Annotated in this window: 15 protein-coding genes; 13 read left to right on the forward strand and 2 right to left on the reverse strand. The window is 61.2% G+C overall.

Annotated features, from left to right (window positions below; genetic code table 11):
• The first annotated feature begins 66 nt into the window (after positions 1–66).
• The 6 genes from choW to EQW76_RS05420 all read left to right on the forward strand — a co-directional run bounded on the left by choW (position 67) and on the right by EQW76_RS05420 (position 6,043).
• Positions 67–960 (forward strand): choline ABC transporter permease subunit, encoded by an 894-nt coding sequence (gene choW, locus EQW76_RS05395; protein ID WP_142823387.1) that lies wholly within the window; start codon positions 67–69, stop codon positions 958–960.
• Entirely contained in the window at positions 957–2,000 is a 1,044-nt protein-coding gene (gene choV / locus EQW76_RS05400; protein WP_142823388.1) for a choline ABC transporter ATP-binding protein, read from the forward strand. The genes choW and choV overlap by 4 nt, the downstream gene beginning before the upstream one ends.
• A 51-nt stretch (positions 2,001–2,051) precedes the next feature.
• The gene (locus EQW76_RS05405; protein WP_224127765.1) at positions 2,052–2,807 is read left to right on the forward strand and encodes a pyridoxamine 5'-phosphate oxidase family protein; all 756 of its coding nucleotides are present in this window, start codon (positions 2,052–2,054) and stop codon (positions 2,805–2,807) included.
• Between the two features lie 115 nt (positions 2,808–2,922).
• On the forward strand, positions 2,923–3,240 hold the full coding sequence (locus EQW76_RS05410) for a metalloregulator ArsR/SmtB family transcription factor (protein WP_142823389.1): 318 nt from the start codon (positions 2,923–2,925) through the stop codon (positions 3,238–3,240).
• 265 nt (positions 3,241–3,505) lie between these two features.
• Entirely contained in the window at positions 3,506–4,834 is a 1,329-nt protein-coding gene (locus EQW76_RS05415) for an aspartate aminotransferase family protein (protein ID WP_142823390.1), read from the forward strand.
• 135 nt (positions 4,835–4,969) lie between these two features.
• Positions 4,970–6,043 (forward strand): alpha/beta fold hydrolase, encoded by a 1,074-nt coding sequence (locus EQW76_RS05420; protein ID WP_142823391.1) that lies wholly within the window; start codon positions 4,970–4,972, stop codon positions 6,041–6,043.
• A 2-nt stretch (positions 6,044–6,045) separates the two neighbouring features.
• Here EQW76_RS05420 and EQW76_RS05425 read toward each other — a convergent pair whose 3' ends face one another.
• Positions 6,046–6,990, reverse strand: a complete 945-nt coding sequence (locus tag EQW76_RS05425; RefSeq protein ID WP_142823392.1) for an HD-GYP domain-containing protein — start codon at positions 6,988–6,990, stop codon at positions 6,046–6,048.
• A gap of 295 nt (positions 6,991–7,285) precedes the next feature.
• On the opposite strand from EQW76_RS05425, the gene ade reads away from it, so the two are divergent.
• On the forward strand, positions 7,286–8,983 hold the full coding sequence (gene ade, locus EQW76_RS05430) for an adenine deaminase (RefSeq protein ID WP_142823393.1): 1,698 nt from the start codon (positions 7,286–7,288) through the stop codon (positions 8,981–8,983).
• 124 nt (positions 8,984–9,107) lie between these two features.
• Positions 9,108–9,308, forward strand: coding sequence for a hypothetical protein (locus tag EQW76_RS05435; protein WP_142823394.1), 201 nt, complete (start codon positions 9,108–9,110; stop codon positions 9,306–9,308).
• Positions 9,309–9,565: 257 nt separating this feature from the next.
• On the opposite strand, the gene EQW76_RS05445 is transcribed toward EQW76_RS05435, so the two are convergent.
• Positions 9,566–11,215, reverse strand: a complete 1,650-nt coding sequence (locus tag EQW76_RS05445) for an alpha-glucosidase (protein ID WP_142823396.1) — start codon at positions 11,213–11,215, stop codon at positions 9,566–9,568.
• Positions 11,216–11,502: 287 nt separating this feature from the next.
• Here EQW76_RS05445 and EQW76_RS05450 point away from each other — a divergent pair, with 287 nt between their 5' ends.
• Genes EQW76_RS05450 through EQW76_RS05470 form a run of 5 tightly spaced genes read left to right on the forward strand, consistent with a single transcriptional unit; the run spans position 11,503 to position 16,966 of the window.
• On the forward strand, positions 11,503–13,083 hold the full coding sequence (locus EQW76_RS05450; protein ID WP_142823397.1) for a peptide ABC transporter substrate-binding protein: 1,581 nt from the start codon (positions 11,503–11,505) through the stop codon (positions 13,081–13,083).
• 48 nt (positions 13,084–13,131) lie between these two features.
• Positions 13,132–14,055, forward strand: coding sequence for an ABC transporter permease subunit (locus EQW76_RS05455; protein WP_111222638.1), 924 nt, complete (start codon positions 13,132–13,134; stop codon positions 14,053–14,055).
• Positions 14,052–14,969 (forward strand): ABC transporter permease subunit, encoded by a 918-nt coding sequence (locus EQW76_RS05460; protein ID WP_142823398.1) that lies wholly within the window; start codon positions 14,052–14,054, stop codon positions 14,967–14,969. Before EQW76_RS05455 ends, EQW76_RS05460 begins: the two co-directional genes overlap by 4 nt.
• A gap of 1 nt (position 14,970) precedes the next feature.
• Positions 14,971–15,981 carry an ABC transporter ATP-binding protein gene (locus EQW76_RS05465; RefSeq protein WP_142823399.1) on the forward strand — a complete coding sequence of 337 codons (1,011 nt, stop codon included), beginning with the start codon at positions 14,971–14,973 and terminating at the stop codon, positions 15,979–15,981.
• Positions 15,974–16,966 (forward strand): oligopeptide/dipeptide ABC transporter ATP-binding protein, encoded by a 993-nt coding sequence (locus tag EQW76_RS05470; RefSeq protein WP_142823400.1) that lies wholly within the window; start codon positions 15,974–15,976, stop codon positions 16,964–16,966. Before EQW76_RS05465 ends, EQW76_RS05470 begins: the two co-directional genes overlap by 8 nt.
• Positions 16,967–16,988: the final 22 nt, after the last annotated feature.

Here is a 16,988-nt window from a genome sequence, read left to right on the forward strand (position 1 = left end):
GCCATCACGGAGTGAAGGCTGTGACGCGCATCTATCCGGTGCTGCAGATCTCAGCGAGGGAACGCGATGGATTGGCTCCATACATGGCTACTTGACGAAAACAACAAGATCCAGATCGGCAAGGGCGCACAGGTCGTCGTCGACTGGCTGACGGGAAACCTCAGCGGCTTCTTCGACACTGTCTCCGCCATTCTCGGCGGCGCTATCGACGGTTTGCTTTACGTGCTGCTCGGCACTTTTACCGAGGGCACCGCCTTCGAGGCCTATTACCCCTTTTTCATGATCGCCGTATTCTGCCTGATTTCCTGGCTGATCCGCCGCCATGTCGGCGTGGTGATCTTCACCGCCCTCGGGATGCTGCTGATCTACAACCAGCTCTACTGGACGGAGGCGATGGAAACTCTCGCTCTGGTGCTGGCGGCGACGCTCGTGTCGATGGTGATCGGCGTCCCTCTCGGCATCCTGGCCGCGCGACGAGCCTGGTTCTACACCATATTGCGGCCGATTCTCGACCTCATGCAGACCATTCCCACCTTCGTCTATCTGATTCCAGCCCTTATCCTTTTCGGCCTCGGCGCCGTCTCTGGCCTGGTGGCCACCGTGATCTTCGCGGTGCCCGCACCGATCCGGCTGACACGATTGGGCATCATCTCGACGCCGCCGGCACTGATCGAGGCCGCACAGGCATTTGGCGCGGCCCCGCTGCAGGTGCTGACCAAGGTGGAGCTACCCTTTGCCCTGCCTCAGATCATGGCTGGCGTCACCCAGACGATCATGCTCTCGCTGTCGATGGTGGTCATCGCCTCGATGGTCGGCGCTGCCGGTCTCGGCGCGCTCGTCCAGCGCGCGCTCGGTCAGATGAACGTGCCCATGGGCTTTGATTCCGGCATGAGCATCGTCATTCTGGCGATCGTCCTCGACCGCACCTTCAAATTCTTCGACGAAGGGGAAACCGTATGACGGCCGTGGTCAAGTTCGACAATGTCAGCATCGTCTTCGGCGACCGCCCGCAGGCAGCCATGGCGCTGGTGGACCAGGGCAGGACGCGCGACGAGATCGGCGCCCAGACGGGCCTCGTCCTCGGCGTCGCCAATGCCTCGCTCGAGATCGAGGAAGGCGAAATCCTCGTCTTGATGGGGCTGTCCGGCTCCGGCAAATCGACGCTGTTGCGCGCCGTCAACGGCCTTGCACCCGTTGTGCGCGGCGGTGTCACCGTGGAGAGCAAGGACGGACCGATAGATCCCTACAAGTGCAGCGCCAAGGCATTGCGCGACCTGCGCATGCACACGGTCTCCATGGTGTTCCAGCAATTCGCGCTGCTACCGTGGCGGACGGTGGCGGACAACATTGGTTTCGGCCTCGAACTCGCCCGCGTGCCGGAGATCGAGCGCAAGGAGCGCGTGGCCGAGCAGCTGGAACTGGTCAACCTGACGCAATGGGCCGGCCGCCGCGTCAACGAACTCTCCGGCGGCATGCAGCAGCGTGTCGGCCTTGCCCGCGCCTTTGCCACCGGCGCGCCGATCCTGCTGATGGACGAACCCTTCTCGGCCCTCGACCCCCTGATCCGCACCCGGCTGCAGGACGAGCTTCTGGAGTTTCAGCGGCGGCTCAAGAAGACCATCCTGTTTGTCAGCCACGATCTCGACGAGGCGTTTCGCATCGGCAATCGCATCGCCATCATGGAAGGCGGCCGGATCATCCAGTGCGGCACGCCACAGGAGATCGTCAGGAACCCGGCCGACCAGTATGTCGCCGACTTCGTCCAGCACATGAACCCGATCAGCATGCTGACGGCCGGGGACGTCATGCAGGCGGGCGTCGGCCACTCCGCCACGCCGGGCACCGTGACCGCAACGGCAAAGGCCTCGACGCCGCTGATCGACATTCTCGATGCCCTCGCCCGCCAGCCCGGCAGCATCGGCATTGTCGATAACGGCGCGATCATCGGCACCATCACCGCGCAGGACGTGGTTGCCGGCCTCACCAGCCATCGTCGCTAGAGGCGCACCCGAGGGTAGGCCCGGCCAGAAGCGGAGTATCGGAGGAGACAGTTGGCGACTGAAAAACCACGCTCCGTGCTCCGCGAGACGGATGAGGATGCGCGCAGGCTTGGCCGCATCCTGATGCGGTCGGCGCCTTATGCGGCAATGGCCGTCATCGCCCCCGACACCGGTTTTCCAGCCATCAGTCGCGTGCTGGTCGGCACCGCTTGGGATGGTGTGCCGGTAATCCTCGTCTCCACGCTTTCAGCCCACACCAAGGCGCTCCAGGCAGATCCGCGCGCATCGCTCCTGACGGGAGAGCCCGGCAAGGGCGATCCCCTCGCCCATGCGCGCCTCAGCGTCGAGTGCCTGGGGGAACAAGTTGCACGCGACACACGCGAACATCATCTGCTTCGCGACCGGTTTCTCGCCCGTCATCCCCGCGCCAGGCTCTATATAGATTTTACGGATTTCCAGTTTTTCCGTCTGGTTCCGCAGGCCGCAAGCCTGAACGGCGGCTTTGGAAAAGCCTATCGGCTGAGTGGCGACGACCTGGTGATTCGTGGCGTTCTGCCAGAGCCGGAGGCGGCCGTTTGGCGTGCGGGAGTACAAGATTTGCTGGGTGCATACCCACACCTTGCAACCCATATTGCAGCCACGTTAAAGCTTGAAAAACACGAAGCGTGCCACATATATGGCGCGGATTTGGCTGGTTTCGACCTTTTTTGGGGGGATAAGCTGCTTCGCTACGAGTTTAGCGAGCCGGTACAAGATCTTGCGGATCTAGAATTCGTTATCGCTAAAATAGCAAACCGAGTACCTTAAATTTAGGTATATACAATCTTTGCCGCGATTTAGTATCTTTCGGCGTCAGTTGATTTCGCCAATGAGATATTCACCCGCTTCTGATGTACGATCCGCATTGGGAAGATTTGAAAAAATGAAAACAATTAATTTGTCCGACCATTCCACCGTGGCGGCAGCCCTGCTGTCCGCAATGGCCAATCCGAAAAGACTCATGATCCTGTGCAGCCTGGTCAAGGGCGAGGTGCCGGTTGGCGTTCTCGCAACCCAGGTAGGGCTTAGCCAATCCGCCCTGTCGCAGCACCTGTCCAAGCTGCGGGCACAGAAATTGGTCAAGACGAGACGTGATGCTCAAACGATTTACTACTCCAGTTCTTCCGAACCCGTCATGAAGGTTCTGTCGACTCTGGAGGATATTTATAGCGAGGCCGAAAAAAGCAAATCTGCTGCCTGACGGCCGGAGATTGGCTTTCGACGGTGAATTGTTTCAGGTTCGACAACAGGCGCCCGCGCCTGTTTTTGCGCCGAGTATGATTGCAGACTGGACCGGCAAGTTCCCCTTGCCGGTCTTTTTCGTTCAGGCCGATCGATCATCCCAGATCGCGGCGTTATAAATGCCGGCATCGGCTTGACGACCTCGGGCCGGCTGATATTTTGACCGAACGATAAATAATGAGCTGCGTCGCCGATCCGGATGACCAGCGGCCGTGGAGAACAGCATGTCCGACCGTATGAACGCAGCGCCCAACGATCTCAGGGCTTTCTGGATGCCGTTCACGGCAAACCGCCAGTTCAAATCGGAGCCACGGCTTTTCGTCGGCGCCAAGGACATGCACTACACGAGCCACGACGGGCGCCAGGTGCTGGACGGCACGGCCGGTCTCTGGTGCGTCAATGCCGGCCATTGTCGGCCGAAGATCACCGAGGCGATCCGCCAGCAGGCAGGCGAGCTCGACTATGCCCCGGCCTTCCAGCTTGGCCATCCCAAGGCCTTCGAACTCGCCAACCGGCTGGTCGACCTCGCACCCGAAGGCATGAACCATGTCCTCTATACCAACTCCGGCTCGGAGTCGGTCGAGACGGCCCTGAAGGTCGCGCTGGCCTATCACCGGGTCAAGGGCAACGGCTCGCGCTTCCGCCTGGTCGGCCGAGAGCGCGGCTACCACGGCGTCAATTTCGGTGGTATCTCGGTCGGCGGCATCGTCTCCAACCGCAAGATGTTCGGCACATTGCTCACCGGCGTCGACCACATGCCGCACACCCATTTTCCGGACAAGAACGCCTTTACCAAAGGACAGCCGGAATTCGGCGGCGACATCGCCTCCGAACTGGAGCGTATCGTCACCCTGCACGACGCCTCGACCATCGCCGCCGTCATCGTCGAACCGGTGTCCGGCTCGACCGGCGTGATCCTGCCACCGAAGGGCTACCTGAAAAAGCTGCGTGAGATCTGCACCAAGCACGGTATCCTGTTGATCTTTGACGAGGTCATCACCGGCTTCGGTCGCCTCGGCACCCCCTTTGCAGCAGACTATTTCGACGTCATGCCTGACATGATGGTGACGGCCAAGGGATTGACCAACGGCGTCATCCCGATGGGCGCCGTGTTCGTGACCTCGGAGATCCACGATGCGTTCATGAACGGCCCCGAGCACATGATCGAATTCTTCCATGGCTACACCTATTCGGGCAACCCGATGGCATGTGCCGCAGCGCTCGGCACGCTCGACACATACAGGGACGAGGGCCTTCTGACACGCGGCGCCGAACTTGCGTCCTACTGGGAGGAGGCAATCCACTCGCTGAGGGATTGCCCCCATGTCATCGACATCCGCAACATCGGACTGATCGGCGCCATCGAGCTTGCCCCGATCGCCGGCGAGCCGACCAAGCGCGCCTTCAGCGCCTTCCTCAAAGCCTACGAGAAAGGCCTGCTCATCCGCACCACCGGTGACATCATCGCCCTCTCCCCGCCGCTGATCATCGAAAAACACCACATCGACCAGATCTTCAGCACCCTGCGGGAGGTTCTGCAGAACAATATCTGAAGGTAGCCTAGAAGCGGGTCGCGACGAGATCTCGGCCCGCCTTTTCGTTACCAGCGAACGACCTCGATCGCGTTATCGGTCTCCGCTGTCAGGCTTTACTGGCAGGAACTTGCTTCCAAACAATGGGAGCGCTTAATGCTGAACCGAATTTTCATCCTCCTTCTTTTACTCGTGGCTTCTTGCTCGGCCCATGCATCCGACGATGTGGGCTTTCGGCAGACAACGCTTGCGGGTGATGAACCCCAACGACCACTGCAGATCGCAATATGGTATCCGACGGACACGGGACAGCAGGCGACGGTTGTCGGAGAAACACCCGCATTTTATGGCCAGCGCGTTATATTGAACGGGGCAATTAAAGCAGGAATTCACCCGCTGGTCGTGTTGTCTCACGGCTACGGGGGAAGCTGGCGAAATCTCGCCTGGATTGCAGCGGCGCTTGTCTCCAACGGCTATGTCGTGGCTGCCCCCGACCATCCCGGCACGACGACATTTGACCGCCGACCCGAGGAGGCCGCAAAACTCTGGAGACGGCCCGAAGACCTCAGTCGAGTTGCCAGTGCGATGCTGGAAGATGCGAGTTTGGGAGGCAAGATTGACGCGCACAGAATCGCTGGTATTGGCCACTCACTTGGCGGCTGGACGGTTGTCGAACTCGCCGGCGGACAGTTCGACCCCGCTCTCCTCATGACCCACTGCGCAGAGCAGTTTGGTACCGTCGCGTGCAAAGTCTTCGAATCCCTTGGCTTGCGAGACCCTGCGAACGCTTCGCACTTGGTCGGCACAGGCATGAAGGACCAGAAATTTAGGGCCGTTGTCTCCCTCGACCTCGGGCCGTCCCGGGGCTTTACTCAGCAAAGCCTCGCTGCAGTACAAATCCCCATTTTGGTGCTCGCAGCGGGGGAGGATATCGGCACAGACGTCGCAAGGGCCGCGATGATCGCGGCCACAAACAAGGACTCCGCGTATCTGGCAGCCCAATTGCCGCAGATATCGACGACCTACATGACGATACCCGGAGCCCTGCACTTCAGTTTTATGCAGTTATGCAAACCTGGCGCCGCTGGGAAGATCGAGCAACAATCTCCGGGCGACGGAATCGTCTGTCAAGATGCCGGCGGGCGGGATCGGGAAGCCATTCATAGGCAAGTGCTGGAGCTCATCTTGGACTTTCTCGGCAAAACGATGCCAGAAGAGTCTGGAGGCTGACGCTACGGCTGCACCGGCTGGGACACAGCGAGGCAGAGGATGAATTTGTTGAGCAGTTGGCGGTCGAAATGGCCGTCTCGCTTGAGCATCCACTTCAGCGCCTCTCCTGAAGACCAGGGCTTCCGGTAGGGCCTGACCGAGGTGACGGCATCATAGACGTCGCAGATCGCGGCCAGCCGCGAAAAGTAGGTCAGGCTGCGGCCCGAGAGCTTGTCCGGGTAACCCTTGCCGTCGACGCGCTCATGGTGGTGGCGGCAGATGTCCGTGACCATTGGCTGGATGTCTTCCTGCTGGGTCAGAATATCGTAACCCAGCATTGGGTGGTCGCGCATTACGCGCGTCTCGGCTTCATCCAGCACGCCGGGCTTGCAGAGGATCGAGCGGGGCACCTTGATCTTGCCGATGTCGTGCAACAATCCAGCGACGCCGAGCAATTCGACGGTTGCCTCGTCCAGTCGGAGATAGCGGCCGAAATGGATCATCAGCGCGCTAACCGCGACCGAATGGACAAACGTCGCCTCATCCTTGTCCTTCAGGCGGGTGACACTGATGAAGACTGCGGGGTTGTCATCGACCGACTTAGAGATTGCTCTCGCAATCGCCTTGGTCTGATCGACGCTCACCGGGCCGTCGCTGGCAGCTGACGAAAACAGATCCTTGAGTTGAGTTACCGACTGTCGCACGGTCTGCATTGCGGCAGCGGCTTGCTGCAGGCAGATCTCGCCAGCCCCGCCATGGCGGTTGTCTGACGCTGGGGCCGATGACAGGTCGGCGCCCCTGGCGGTATTGATCACGACGCCGCTGACCTTGCTTGACCGGAGCTGTCTCGCAGCGACGGCATCGAGAACGAACCGCCGCTTCTGCAGGGGATTGCTGGCCCAACTACCCTCCATGTCCTCGATGAACATTCCGGCCCGCACCTGATCGAGAGCGATACGCTTCAGCATCCGGAGCACGACAGCGCATCGGCTGAGCCGGCCATCAAATTCGGCGAATCCAAGCCATCTTCAATCATCGGCCTGGCATCCTTCTGCAATCATCAAACCTTCTAAAGGCCGACGTATACAATAGAAAGCTTAACAAGCTTGATATCGAACATCTAATTTAACAGACCTTGAAACAGGAGCGGTCGCGGGGATGCACGTCAGGTGCCGCCCGGCGCTGACAATATTTCACTCCCCGGCTGGCTGATTACAGGCTAGACTCGCGACGAACGTCCATACTGATTGAAAGCGCATCGCCATGACCAAACCTCTCGAAGACTTCATCGACCAGGGTGTCGGCAGAAAGCCTGCAGACATCGTCCTCAAGGGCGGGAGGTTCTTCGATCTGGTGACGGGCGAGCTCGTCGCCTCCGACATCGCCATCTGCGGCGACCGCATCGTCGGCACCTGCGGCGACTACATCGGCGTCGAGGAGATCGACATCACCGGCCGCATCGTCGTGCCCGGCTTCATCGATACGCACCTGCACATCGAATCCTCGCTAGTGACACCGCACGAGTTCGACCGTTGCGTGCTGCCCTACGGCGTGACGACAGTCATCTGCGATCCGCACGAAATTGCCAACGTGCTTGGCACCGAAGGCATCCAGTTCTTCCTCGATTCGGCGCTCGAGACGATCATGGACATCCGCGTCCAATTGTCGTCCTGCGTGCCCGCCACCCATCTGGAAACTTCGGGCGCCGATCTGCCGATCGAGCGGCTATTGCCGTTCCGCGACCATGAAAAGGTCATTGGCCTCGCCGAGTTCATGAATTTCCCGGGCGTGATCCACAAGGATCCGATCTGCATGGCCAAGCTGGAAGCCTTCCAGGGCGATCATATCGATGGCCATGCCCCTCTCCTCAGAGGCAACGACCTGAACGGCTACATCGCAGCCGGCATCCGCACGGAACACGAGGCGACATCCGCAGAAGAGGCCATGGAGAAAATCCGCAAGGGCATGCATATCCTGGTGCGAGAAGGCTCCGTATCCAAGGACCTGCACGCGCTGATGCCTATTATCACCGAGCGCCTTTCGCCCTTCATCGCCCTCTGCACCGACGACCGCAATCCTCTCGACATCGCTGAGCAGGGCCATCTCGACTACATGATCCGTACGGCCATCGCCGCCGGCGTCGAGCCACTGGCGATCTATCGCGCCGCCTCGATCTCGGCGGCCCGGGCCTTCGGTCTGCGCGATCGCGGACTGGTGGCGCCCGGCTGGCGCGCCGATCTGGTGGTGGTCGACAGCCTCGAAAGCTGCAAGGCAGGCATGGTCTTTGCCGGCGGCAGGCTGGTGACCGATGCGCTGTTTGCCACCCGCAAAAGCATCGCTCCCGTCGGCCTCGACAGCGTCAAGGCGCGCACGGTCAATGCTGCCGATTTCGGTGTCCCCTTCACCGATGGCGAAACCTCCGTCATCGGCGTGCTACCCGGCAAGATCATCACCGAGCATCGCCGCTTCCGCCTGCCCTCGGTCGGCAACCAGACGACCGTCGACCTTGCCCGCGATATCATCAAGGTCGCCGTCATTGAGCGGCACGGCAAGAACGGCAATCACGCCAACGCCTTCGTCCAGGGTTTTGGGCTGAAGAAGGGCGCCATCGCCTCGACTGTCGGCCATGACAGCCACAACATCTGCGTCGTCGGCGTCAGCGAGGACGACATGGCACAGGCCGTGCAGCGCCTGAGCGAGATCAAGGGCGGCTTCGTCGTCGTCGAGGACGGCAGGATCACCGGCGAGATCGCGCTGCCGATCGCCGGCCTGATGAGCCTGGAACCCTACGAGCGCGTCCGCGACACCTTGCATCACCTGCGCAACGCTGCTTTTGCGGTGGGCTCGACACTGCAGGAGCCCTTCCTGCAACTGGCCTTCCTGCCCCTCCCCGTCATCCCCCACCTGAAGATTTCGGACAGGGGACTGGTGGATGTCGATGCATTCAGGCTGATCGGGTAAACGGGCCTGCAGGGCCTTCAAGCCATGCTTGTTTGGTGGTATCTTCCGTCCATGTTCATCGTCACCAGGATGCTGGATATCTAACCTACGCCAGCATCGGACTGGCGAGGCCGCTGGAGCACAAATGAAAAAGCTTGAGCATATAGAGCGGACCGTCGAGGAACTCGATCCCACGGAATTCGAGGCCTTCAGTAACTGGTTCGAGGCCTTGCAAGCCAGGCGGTGGGACGGTCGCATTGAGGCAGACGAGAAAGACGGAAAGCTCGATCGGCTGGCAGCTGGCGCCCTTTCCGCATTTCGGTCAGGGAAGACCAGGCCGCTTTGAGGCACGTCGCCACTGCTGAATTCTGGCAGGCATACGAGGCTCTGCCAGAACGTGTGCAGAAGGTGGCTGACCAAAATTTCGAATTATTGAAGACAAGCCCGATGCATCCTTCTCTTCATTTCAAGAAGGTCGGCAACCTTTGGTCCGCCCGAGTGGGCTTGTCGTGGAGGGCTCTTGCAGCGCAAGACGGCCAGACCATCATCTGGTTCTGGATTGGATCCCACACAGACTACGACAAGCTGCTGCGCTGACTTTTTTCACACCAGCCCGCAAAACACATCCATCGCCTCCAGCGTCACTGTCGTCGGTGTCGATTTCGGGTTGAAGCCGGGCATCGGCATGGCAGCCTTGACCGTCAGCCCCTGTGGCAGCGAAAGTTCGATCATCGTCCGTCCGAGATTGAAAACGAAGACCAGCGTTTCGCCATTCTTTTCCCGCGTGAAGGCGAGCACATCCTCGTTTGTGGCGAGGAAAGTCAGGTCGCCGTCGAACAGCATCGGGTGCTGTCGTCGGAATGCCAGCGTCTGGCGATAGTGGGCGAGCACGGAAGAGCCATCCTCCTCCTGCCGGTCGACCGCCAGTGTCGCATGCTGGTATGGCACCGGCAGCCACGACTTCTCCGCTGTCGAGAAGCCCGCATGAACGCGGGCCGCTTCCCAGGGCATGGGCGTCCGGCATCCGTCGCGCCCCTTGAAGGCCGGCCAGAAGCGGATGCCGTAGGGATCTCGCAGGTCCTCAAAGGCAAGGTCGGCTTCGGGTAGTCCGAGCTCCTCACCCTGATAGAGGCAGATCGAGCCCCGCAAAGTCGCGAGCAGCGAGATCGCAAGTTTTGCGACACGAGCCCGCTCGGCCTCCGTCTCGGCAAAACGGCTGGCATGGCGAACGACGTCGTGGTTGGAGAACGCCCAGCAGACCCAGCCGTCGGTAACGCTCTCCTGGAAGGCGCTGACGCAGCGACGGAAATGCGCCGGCGTGAATTCCGGCCCGAGCAGGTCGAACGTGTAGCACATGTGCAGCTTGTCGCCGCCGGACGTATAGGCAGCCAGCGTCTGCAACGAGCGGGCGCCATCGCCGACCTCGCCGACGGTCGCGCGGTTCTCATAGGTGTCGAGCAGCGCTCGCAGCCGCTTCAGGAAGCCGATATTTTCCGGCTGCGTCTTGTCATAAAGGTGGCTCTGCATGCCGTAGGGATTGGTATCGGGAGCATCCAGACCGGCGGCATCGTCGCTCGGCAAGGCCGGCGGATTGTCGCGCAGTTGCTTGTCGCAGAAGTAGTAGTTCACCGTATCCAGACGAAATCCGTCGACACCGCGGTCGAGCCAGAATTTGACGGCGGCAAGCACCGCATCCTGGACACGCGGGTTGTGGAAATTGAGATCCGGCTGCGAGGTCAGAAAATTGTGCTGGTAGTACTGGCGGCGGATACCATCCCACTCCCAGCCGGGGCCGCCGAAAATCGACAGCCAGTTGTTCGGCGCCGTGCCGTCTGGCTTGGGGTTGGCCCAGACGTACCAGTCGGCTTTCGGATTGTCGCGGCTCGTGCGGCTTTCGACGAACCAGGGATGGACGTCCGATGTATGAGAGATCACCTGGTCGATAATCACCTTGATCCCGAGTGCATGGGCGGCGGTCATCATCTCGTCGAAATCGGCCAATGTCCCGAAAATCGGGTCGACATCGCAATAGTCGGAGACATCGTACCCCATGTCTGCCATCGGCGAGGTGAAGAACGGCGCCAGCCAGATCGCGTCTACCCCGAGCGAGGCGATGTAGGGCAAACGCAGCGTGATGCCCTTGATGTCGCCAAGTCCGTCGCTGTTGGTATCCTGGAAGGATCGCGGATAGACCTGATAGATTACCGCACCACGCCACCAGTCCTTCGCCGCCGTTCCGCTCGTTGAATTCATGTAACAATGCGCCTTCGCTTCAATATCCAGGTGTGTCCGCACACTAGCCTGCGGCCGCAAAATTACAAATCGAAACAATCGCGCTGGTGAATTCCCATCCCAGAACGGTTCGTTAAAGCAACAGAAACGCCGTCCACAGACAAATGCATGTCGTTTTCCATATCGCGGTTTTAGGGGTTGAATCGTCGGTAGGCTGCGATACGTTGCGCTCTTGCTTGCGTGACCAGTTCACCTGCGGGAACAAGAACGACCTTGCTAACAAGGCGAACATAGAAAGATCGGCTTCCATGACATATCTGACCAAGGTATTTTACGCGTCCGCGCTCGTCGGATCGCTATTGTCCCTGTCGGCGCATGCCGCCACGCTCAACGTCCAGAACGGTGGCGATCCCCAGTCGCTCGATCCGCAAAAGATGTCCAGCGACTACGAGAACCGCATTGCCGGCGACATCTTCGAGGGCCTCACCACCGAAGACGCCAAGGACAACGCCATCCCGGGCCAGGCCGAAAGCTGGACGATTTCTCCGGATGGCAAGGTTTATACGTTTAAGCTGCGCGACGGCATCAAGTGGTCCGATGGCCAGCCGGTAACGGCAGAGGACTTCGTCTTCGCCTTCCAGCGCCTCGTCGATCCCAAGAACGCTGCCGAATACGCCTACCTGCAGTTCACCATCAAGAACGCCGAGAAGATCAACAAGGGTGAGATCACCGATTTCAGCCAGCTCGGCGTCAAGGCCATCGACCCGAAGACCCTCGAGATCACCCTCGACAACGCAACCCCCTATTTCCTCAATGCGCTGACGCACTACACCGCCTATCCTCTCCCCAAGCACGTCATCGACGCCAAGGGCGCCGACTGGGTCAAGATCGGCAACATCGTCACCAACGGCCCATACAAGCCGACGGAATGGGTCCCGGGCTCCTATGTCACGACGGTCAAGAACGATCAGTACTGGGATGCCAAGAACGTCAAGATCGATGGCGTGAAGTTCTTCGTCATGGAAGACCAGTCGGCCGCTCTCAAGCGTTACCGCGCCGGCGAATTCGACATCCTGACGTCCTTCCCTGCAGACCAGTACCAGTGGCTGAAGACCAACATGCCCGGCCAGGCGCACGTTGTGCCGTTCCTCGGCACCTACTATTACGTCGTCAACGCCACCAAGCCTCCGTTCAACGACAAGCGCGTCCGCCAGGCCCTGTCGATGGCCGTCAACCGCGAAGTCATCGGCCCGAAGGTTCTCGGCACCGGCGAACTGCCGATGTATTCCTGGGTGCCGCCGGGCACCGCCCATTACGGTGAGCCGGCCCAGATCAAGTGGAAGGACGAGCCCTACGCCCAGAAGGTCGAGGAAGCCAAGAAGCTGCTGAAGGAAGCAGGCTTCGGCCCGGACCATCCGCTGCACGCCCAGCTCCGCTATAACACCAACGACAACCACAAGCGCATCGCTGCCGCGATCGCCTCCATGTGGAAGCCGCTCGGCGTCGAAATCGAGCTCTACAACACCGAGACCAAGGTGCATTACGACGAGATGCAGCACGGCAAGGTCGAAATCGGCCGCGCCGGCTGGCTCGCCGACTACAATGACCCGATCAACTTCCTCAACCTCCTGTCGACGGGCGTCGACATGAACTACGGCCGCTGGAGCAATGCGGAATACGATGCGCTGCTCAAGCAGGGGAATGCGGAGACCGATCTCGACAAGCGTGCTGCCCTGTTCAAGCAGGCCGAGCAGATCGCGCTCGACGACAGCGCTGCGATCCCGATCTACTACTATGTGTCGCAGAGCGTGGTGTCGCCGAAGATCGCTGGATATGAAGACAATATCCAGGACATCCACCGTACCCGCTGGCTGTCAATCAAAGAGTAAGGGACACGGGCTCCCTTTGGCCTTGCCGGAGGGAGCCTATCCACGCCCATGATCAAATATGCATTCCGTCGCCTTTTATCGACAATCCCAGTCATGTGGATTGCCGTGACACTGAGCTTTTTCGTCCTGCGCCTGGCGCCGGGCGGGCCCTTCGATGGCGAGCGCCCTTTGCCGCCCGTCATCCTGAAAAATCTGGCGGCTCATTACAACCTCGATAAGCCGCTGATCGAGCAGTACTTCATCTACATGTACGACGTCCTCCACGGCGATCTCGGCCCCTCCTTTGCCAACCAGGACTTCACTGTCACCCAGCAGATCATGTCCGGCCTGCCTTATACACTGACCATCGGCAGCATCGCTTTTGTCGTCGCCGTGCTGGTCGGCGTTCTCGTCGGCTGTCTCGGGGCGCTGTACCAGAACCGGCAGGCCGATTACTGGCTCGGCGGCACCCTGCTGATCGGCCTCGTTCTCCCCGGCTTCCTGATCGCGCCGATCCTGCAACTGCTGTTCGGCATCAAGCTCGGAATCCTGCCCGTCGGCGGCTGGGGCGACGGCTCGATCAAGTTCCTGATCCTGCCCGTCACGGTCCTGTCGCTGCCCCACGCGGCGCGGATATCGCGGCTGATGCGCGGCTCGATGATCGAGGTGATGAACCAGAACTTCATCCGCACTGCCAAGGCAAAAGGCATCGGTCCGAGGCTAACGGTCATGCGTCACGCGCTGAAACCAGCCCTGATGCCGGTCATATCCTATCTCGGCCCGGCGGCCAGCTACCTGCTGACCGGATCGCTGGTGGTTGAAAGCATCTTCGGCCTGCCCGGCATCGGCCGCTACTTCATCACGGCCGCGCTCAACCGCGACTACGGCATGGTTCTCGGCACGGTGATTTTCTACATGGCGCTGATCGTCGTGCTCAACCTGCTCGTTGATATCGTCTACGCCTGGCTTGACCCGAAAGTGAGAACCCAATGATCCTCAATCTCGCTCGCCGCGAACAGCTGGAAGAGGAATTGCGGGCTGCAGAAGGATTGGCTCCCGAAAGCCGGTCGCTGACCCGCGACGCCATGCGCCGGCTGCTGCGCAACAAGGCTGCTGCCATTTCCCTCGTGGTGCTGACGCTGCTGATCCTGGCTGCCCTCATCGCCCCCGCCCTCATTCCGTACGGCTATGAGGATCCCGATTGGGCAGCCTTCCGCACGCCTCCGGATTTCGCCAGCGGCCATTATTTCGGCACCGACCAGAACGGCCGCGATCTGCTTGCGCGCACCCTCTACGGCACGCGCGTTTCGCTCGCCGTGGCGTTGGTCGCCACCCTCGTCTCGGTGATCATCGGCGTCCTCTACGGCGCCGTGTCAGGCTATTTCGGCGGCAAGCTGGACAGCATCATGATGCGCTTCGTCGACATCATGTACGCCCTTCCCTACATCCTCTTCGTCATCCTGCTGATGGTGATCTTCGGCCGCAACGTCTACTTGTTGTTTGCCGCCATCGGCGCGCTGGAATGGCTGACCATGGCCCGCATCGTGCGCGGCCAGACGCTGTCGCTGAAGCACCGCGAATTCATCGAGGCGGCACGGGCATCCGGCCAGCGGCCGTTCAAGATCATCCTGAAACACATTGTGCCCAACCTGGTCGGCCCGGTCGTCATCTATGCCGCCCTGACCGTGCCGGAAATCATCGCGACGGAGAGCTTTCTGTCCTATCTCGGTTTCGGCGTGCAGGAGCCGCTGACGTCGCTCGGAACGCTGATTGCCGACGGCACCAACTCGATGGAAACCGATCCCTGGCTGCTCGCCTTTCCCGCCGTCTTCCTCGTCGCCCTCCTGATGAGCCTGCTTTTCATCGGCGACGGCCTGCGCGACGCATTCGACCCGAAGGACCGCTGACATGTCGGACGCCAAAAAGAGCGAAACGCTGCTCGAACTCAAGGACTACTCCATCCGCTTCCAGACCCCGGAGGGCGATGTCGCCGCCGTCAACGGGCTTAACCTCACCATCCGCCGTGGCGAGCGTATCGCCATCGTCGGCGAAAGCGGTTCCGGCAAGAGCCAGACCTTCCTGGGCCTGATGGGATTGCTGGCGAAGAACGGCCACACCAGCGGCCAGGCGCTGCTGGAAGGTCGCGACGTGCTTTCCCTCAAGCCGCGCGAACTCGACCAGATCCGCGGCAAGGACATGGCGATGGTCTTCCAGGACCCGATGACCTCGCTCAATCCGACGCTGAAGATCTCGCGGCAACTAACGGAGCAACTCGAGGTCCACGGTGGACTGACGGCACGGGCCGCCTCCGCCACCGCTCTCGACATGCTGAAGCGCGTCGGCATTCCTGACCCGGATCGCCGCTTCAATCTCTATCCGCACGAGCTGTCAGGCGGCATGCGACAGCGCATCGTCATCGCCATGGCGCTGCTGACCCGCCCGAAGCTGCTGATCGCCGACGAGCCGACGACGGCGCTCGACGTGACCATCCAGGCGCAGATCCTCGACCTCTTCAGCGACCTGACGTCGGAAATGAAAACGGCGCTCGTCATCATCACCCACGATCTCGGCGTCGTCGCCGGCCTCGCCGAGCGGGTGGCCGTCATGTATGCCGGCGGCATCGTCGAGGACGCACCGGTGGACGACCTGTTCGACGACCCGGCCCATCCCTATACTGCCGCCCTCCACGCCTCGATCCCGAGGCCCGACCAGGATGTCGACGATCTCGCCGTCATTCCCGGCCGGCCGCCGAACCTCAAGCATCTGCCGCGTGGCTGCAGCTTCTCGCCACGTTGCGCCCATGTCGAGGACGATTGCGTCGATGCACCGCCGCCGTTGGGGCTTCTCGCACCGCAGCGGCGCGCGGCCTGCTTCCACCCCCTCCTTGGTCACCAGCAACGGAGCCCCGTCCATGGCTGAACAGACCCTGCTCAAGGTCGAGCACCTCACGACCCAGTTCGAGATCCCGTCGAAATCCTTCTTCAAGCCGGCTACCATGCTGACGGCCGTCAACGACGTCAGCTTCGAGCTCAAGGCTGGCCGGACTCTCGGCATCGTCGGCGAATCCGGTTGCGGCAAGTCGACCCTCGGCCGCTCCATCCTGCGCCTGATCCACGCGCAGAAGGGCCGCATCCTCTGGCAGGGCAAGAGCCTGCTCGACCTGTCGAGCGAGGAGATGCGCGCCGCCCGTCGCGACATGCAGATCATCTTCCAGGACCCGATCGCCTCGCTCGATCCGCGCATGACCGTCGGCGACATCATTGCCGAGCCGCTGACCGTGTTCGAGCCGAAGCTCAGCCGCGCAGAACGGCAGGACCGCGTCCGCGAGATCATGGCCGCCGTCGGCCTGGTGCCCGAAATGATCAACCGCTACTCGCATGAATTCTCCGGCGGCCAGGCGCAGCGCATCGGCATCGCGCGGGCCGTTGTCACCCGCCCGAAACTGATCATCTGCGACGAGCCGGTTTCAGCCCTCGACGTCTCCATCCAGGGCCAGGTGATCTCGCTGCTGCGCAAGTTGCGCAAGGAATTCGGACTGACGCTGATCTTCATCAGCCACGACCTCTCGGTCGTTCGGCTGATCTCGGACGACGTACTGGTCCTCTATCTCGGCCGCATCGTCGAAGCCGGCGATTGCGCCACGGTGTTCCAGCGTCCGGCCCATCCCTATACCCAGGCGCTGTTCTCGGCCGCCCCCGTGCCGGACCCAAAGGTCGCCCGCACCCGCAAGCGCATCCGCCTGCAGGGCGACCCGCCGTCGCCGATGAACCCGCCGCCCGGCTGCGTTTTCGAGCCGCGCTGCTGGAAAGCCACCGATATCTGTCGCACTGCCATGCCGGCGACAGAGCCTGTCCGCCCCGGCCAGACTGCCGCCTGTTATCACATGGATAGCCCGGAAAACTGATCGCCGCTTCCGGTGCACGGCG

The organism is Rhizobium sp. rho-13.1, assembly GCF_007000305.1.
Lineage (GTDB): Bacteria > Pseudomonadota > Alphaproteobacteria > Rhizobiales > Rhizobiaceae > Rhizobium > Rhizobium rhododendri.

Bases quoted from the DNA above. Each gene is read 5' to 3' on its own strand.
- choW (WP_142823387.1), top strand. From the start codon at position 67: ATGGATTGGCTCCATACATGGCTACTTGACGAAAACAACAAGATCCAG.
- choV (WP_142823388.1), top strand. From the start codon at position 957: ATGACGGCCGTGGTCAAGTTCGACAATGTCAGCATCGTCTTCGGCGAC.
- EQW76_RS05410 (WP_142823389.1), top strand. From the start codon at position 2,923: ATGAAAACAATTAATTTGTCCGACCATTCCACCGTGGCGGCAGCCCTG.
- EQW76_RS05415 (WP_142823390.1), top strand. From the start codon at position 3,506: ATGTCCGACCGTATGAACGCAGCGCCCAACGATCTCAGGGCTTTCTGG.
- EQW76_RS05420 (WP_142823391.1), top strand. From the start codon at position 4,970: ATGCTGAACCGAATTTTCATCCTCCTTCTTTTACTCGTGGCTTCTTGC.
- EQW76_RS05425 (WP_142823392.1), bottom strand. From the start codon at position 6,990: ATGCTGAAGCGTATCGCTCTCGATCAGGTGCGGGCCGGAATGTTCATC.
- ade (WP_142823393.1), top strand. From the start codon at position 7,286: ATGACCAAACCTCTCGAAGACTTCATCGACCAGGGTGTCGGCAGAAAG.
- EQW76_RS05435 (WP_142823394.1), top strand. From the start codon at position 9,108: ATGAAAAAGCTTGAGCATATAGAGCGGACCGTCGAGGAACTCGATCCC.
- EQW76_RS05445 (WP_142823396.1), bottom strand. From the start codon at position 11,215: ATGAATTCAACGAGCGGAACGGCGGCGAAGGACTGGTGGCGTGGTGCG.
- EQW76_RS05450 (WP_142823397.1), top strand. From the start codon at position 11,503: ATGACATATCTGACCAAGGTATTTTACGCGTCCGCGCTCGTCGGATCG.
- EQW76_RS05455 (WP_111222638.1), top strand. From the start codon at position 13,132: ATGATCAAATATGCATTCCGTCGCCTTTTATCGACAATCCCAGTCATG.
- EQW76_RS05460 (WP_142823398.1), top strand. From the start codon at position 14,052: ATGATCCTCAATCTCGCTCGCCGCGAACAGCTGGAAGAGGAATTGCGG.
- EQW76_RS05465 (WP_142823399.1), top strand. From the start codon at position 14,971: ATGTCGGACGCCAAAAAGAGCGAAACGCTGCTCGAACTCAAGGACTAC.
- EQW76_RS05470 (WP_142823400.1), top strand. From the start codon at position 15,974: ATGGCTGAACAGACCCTGCTCAAGGTCGAGCACCTCACGACCCAGTTC.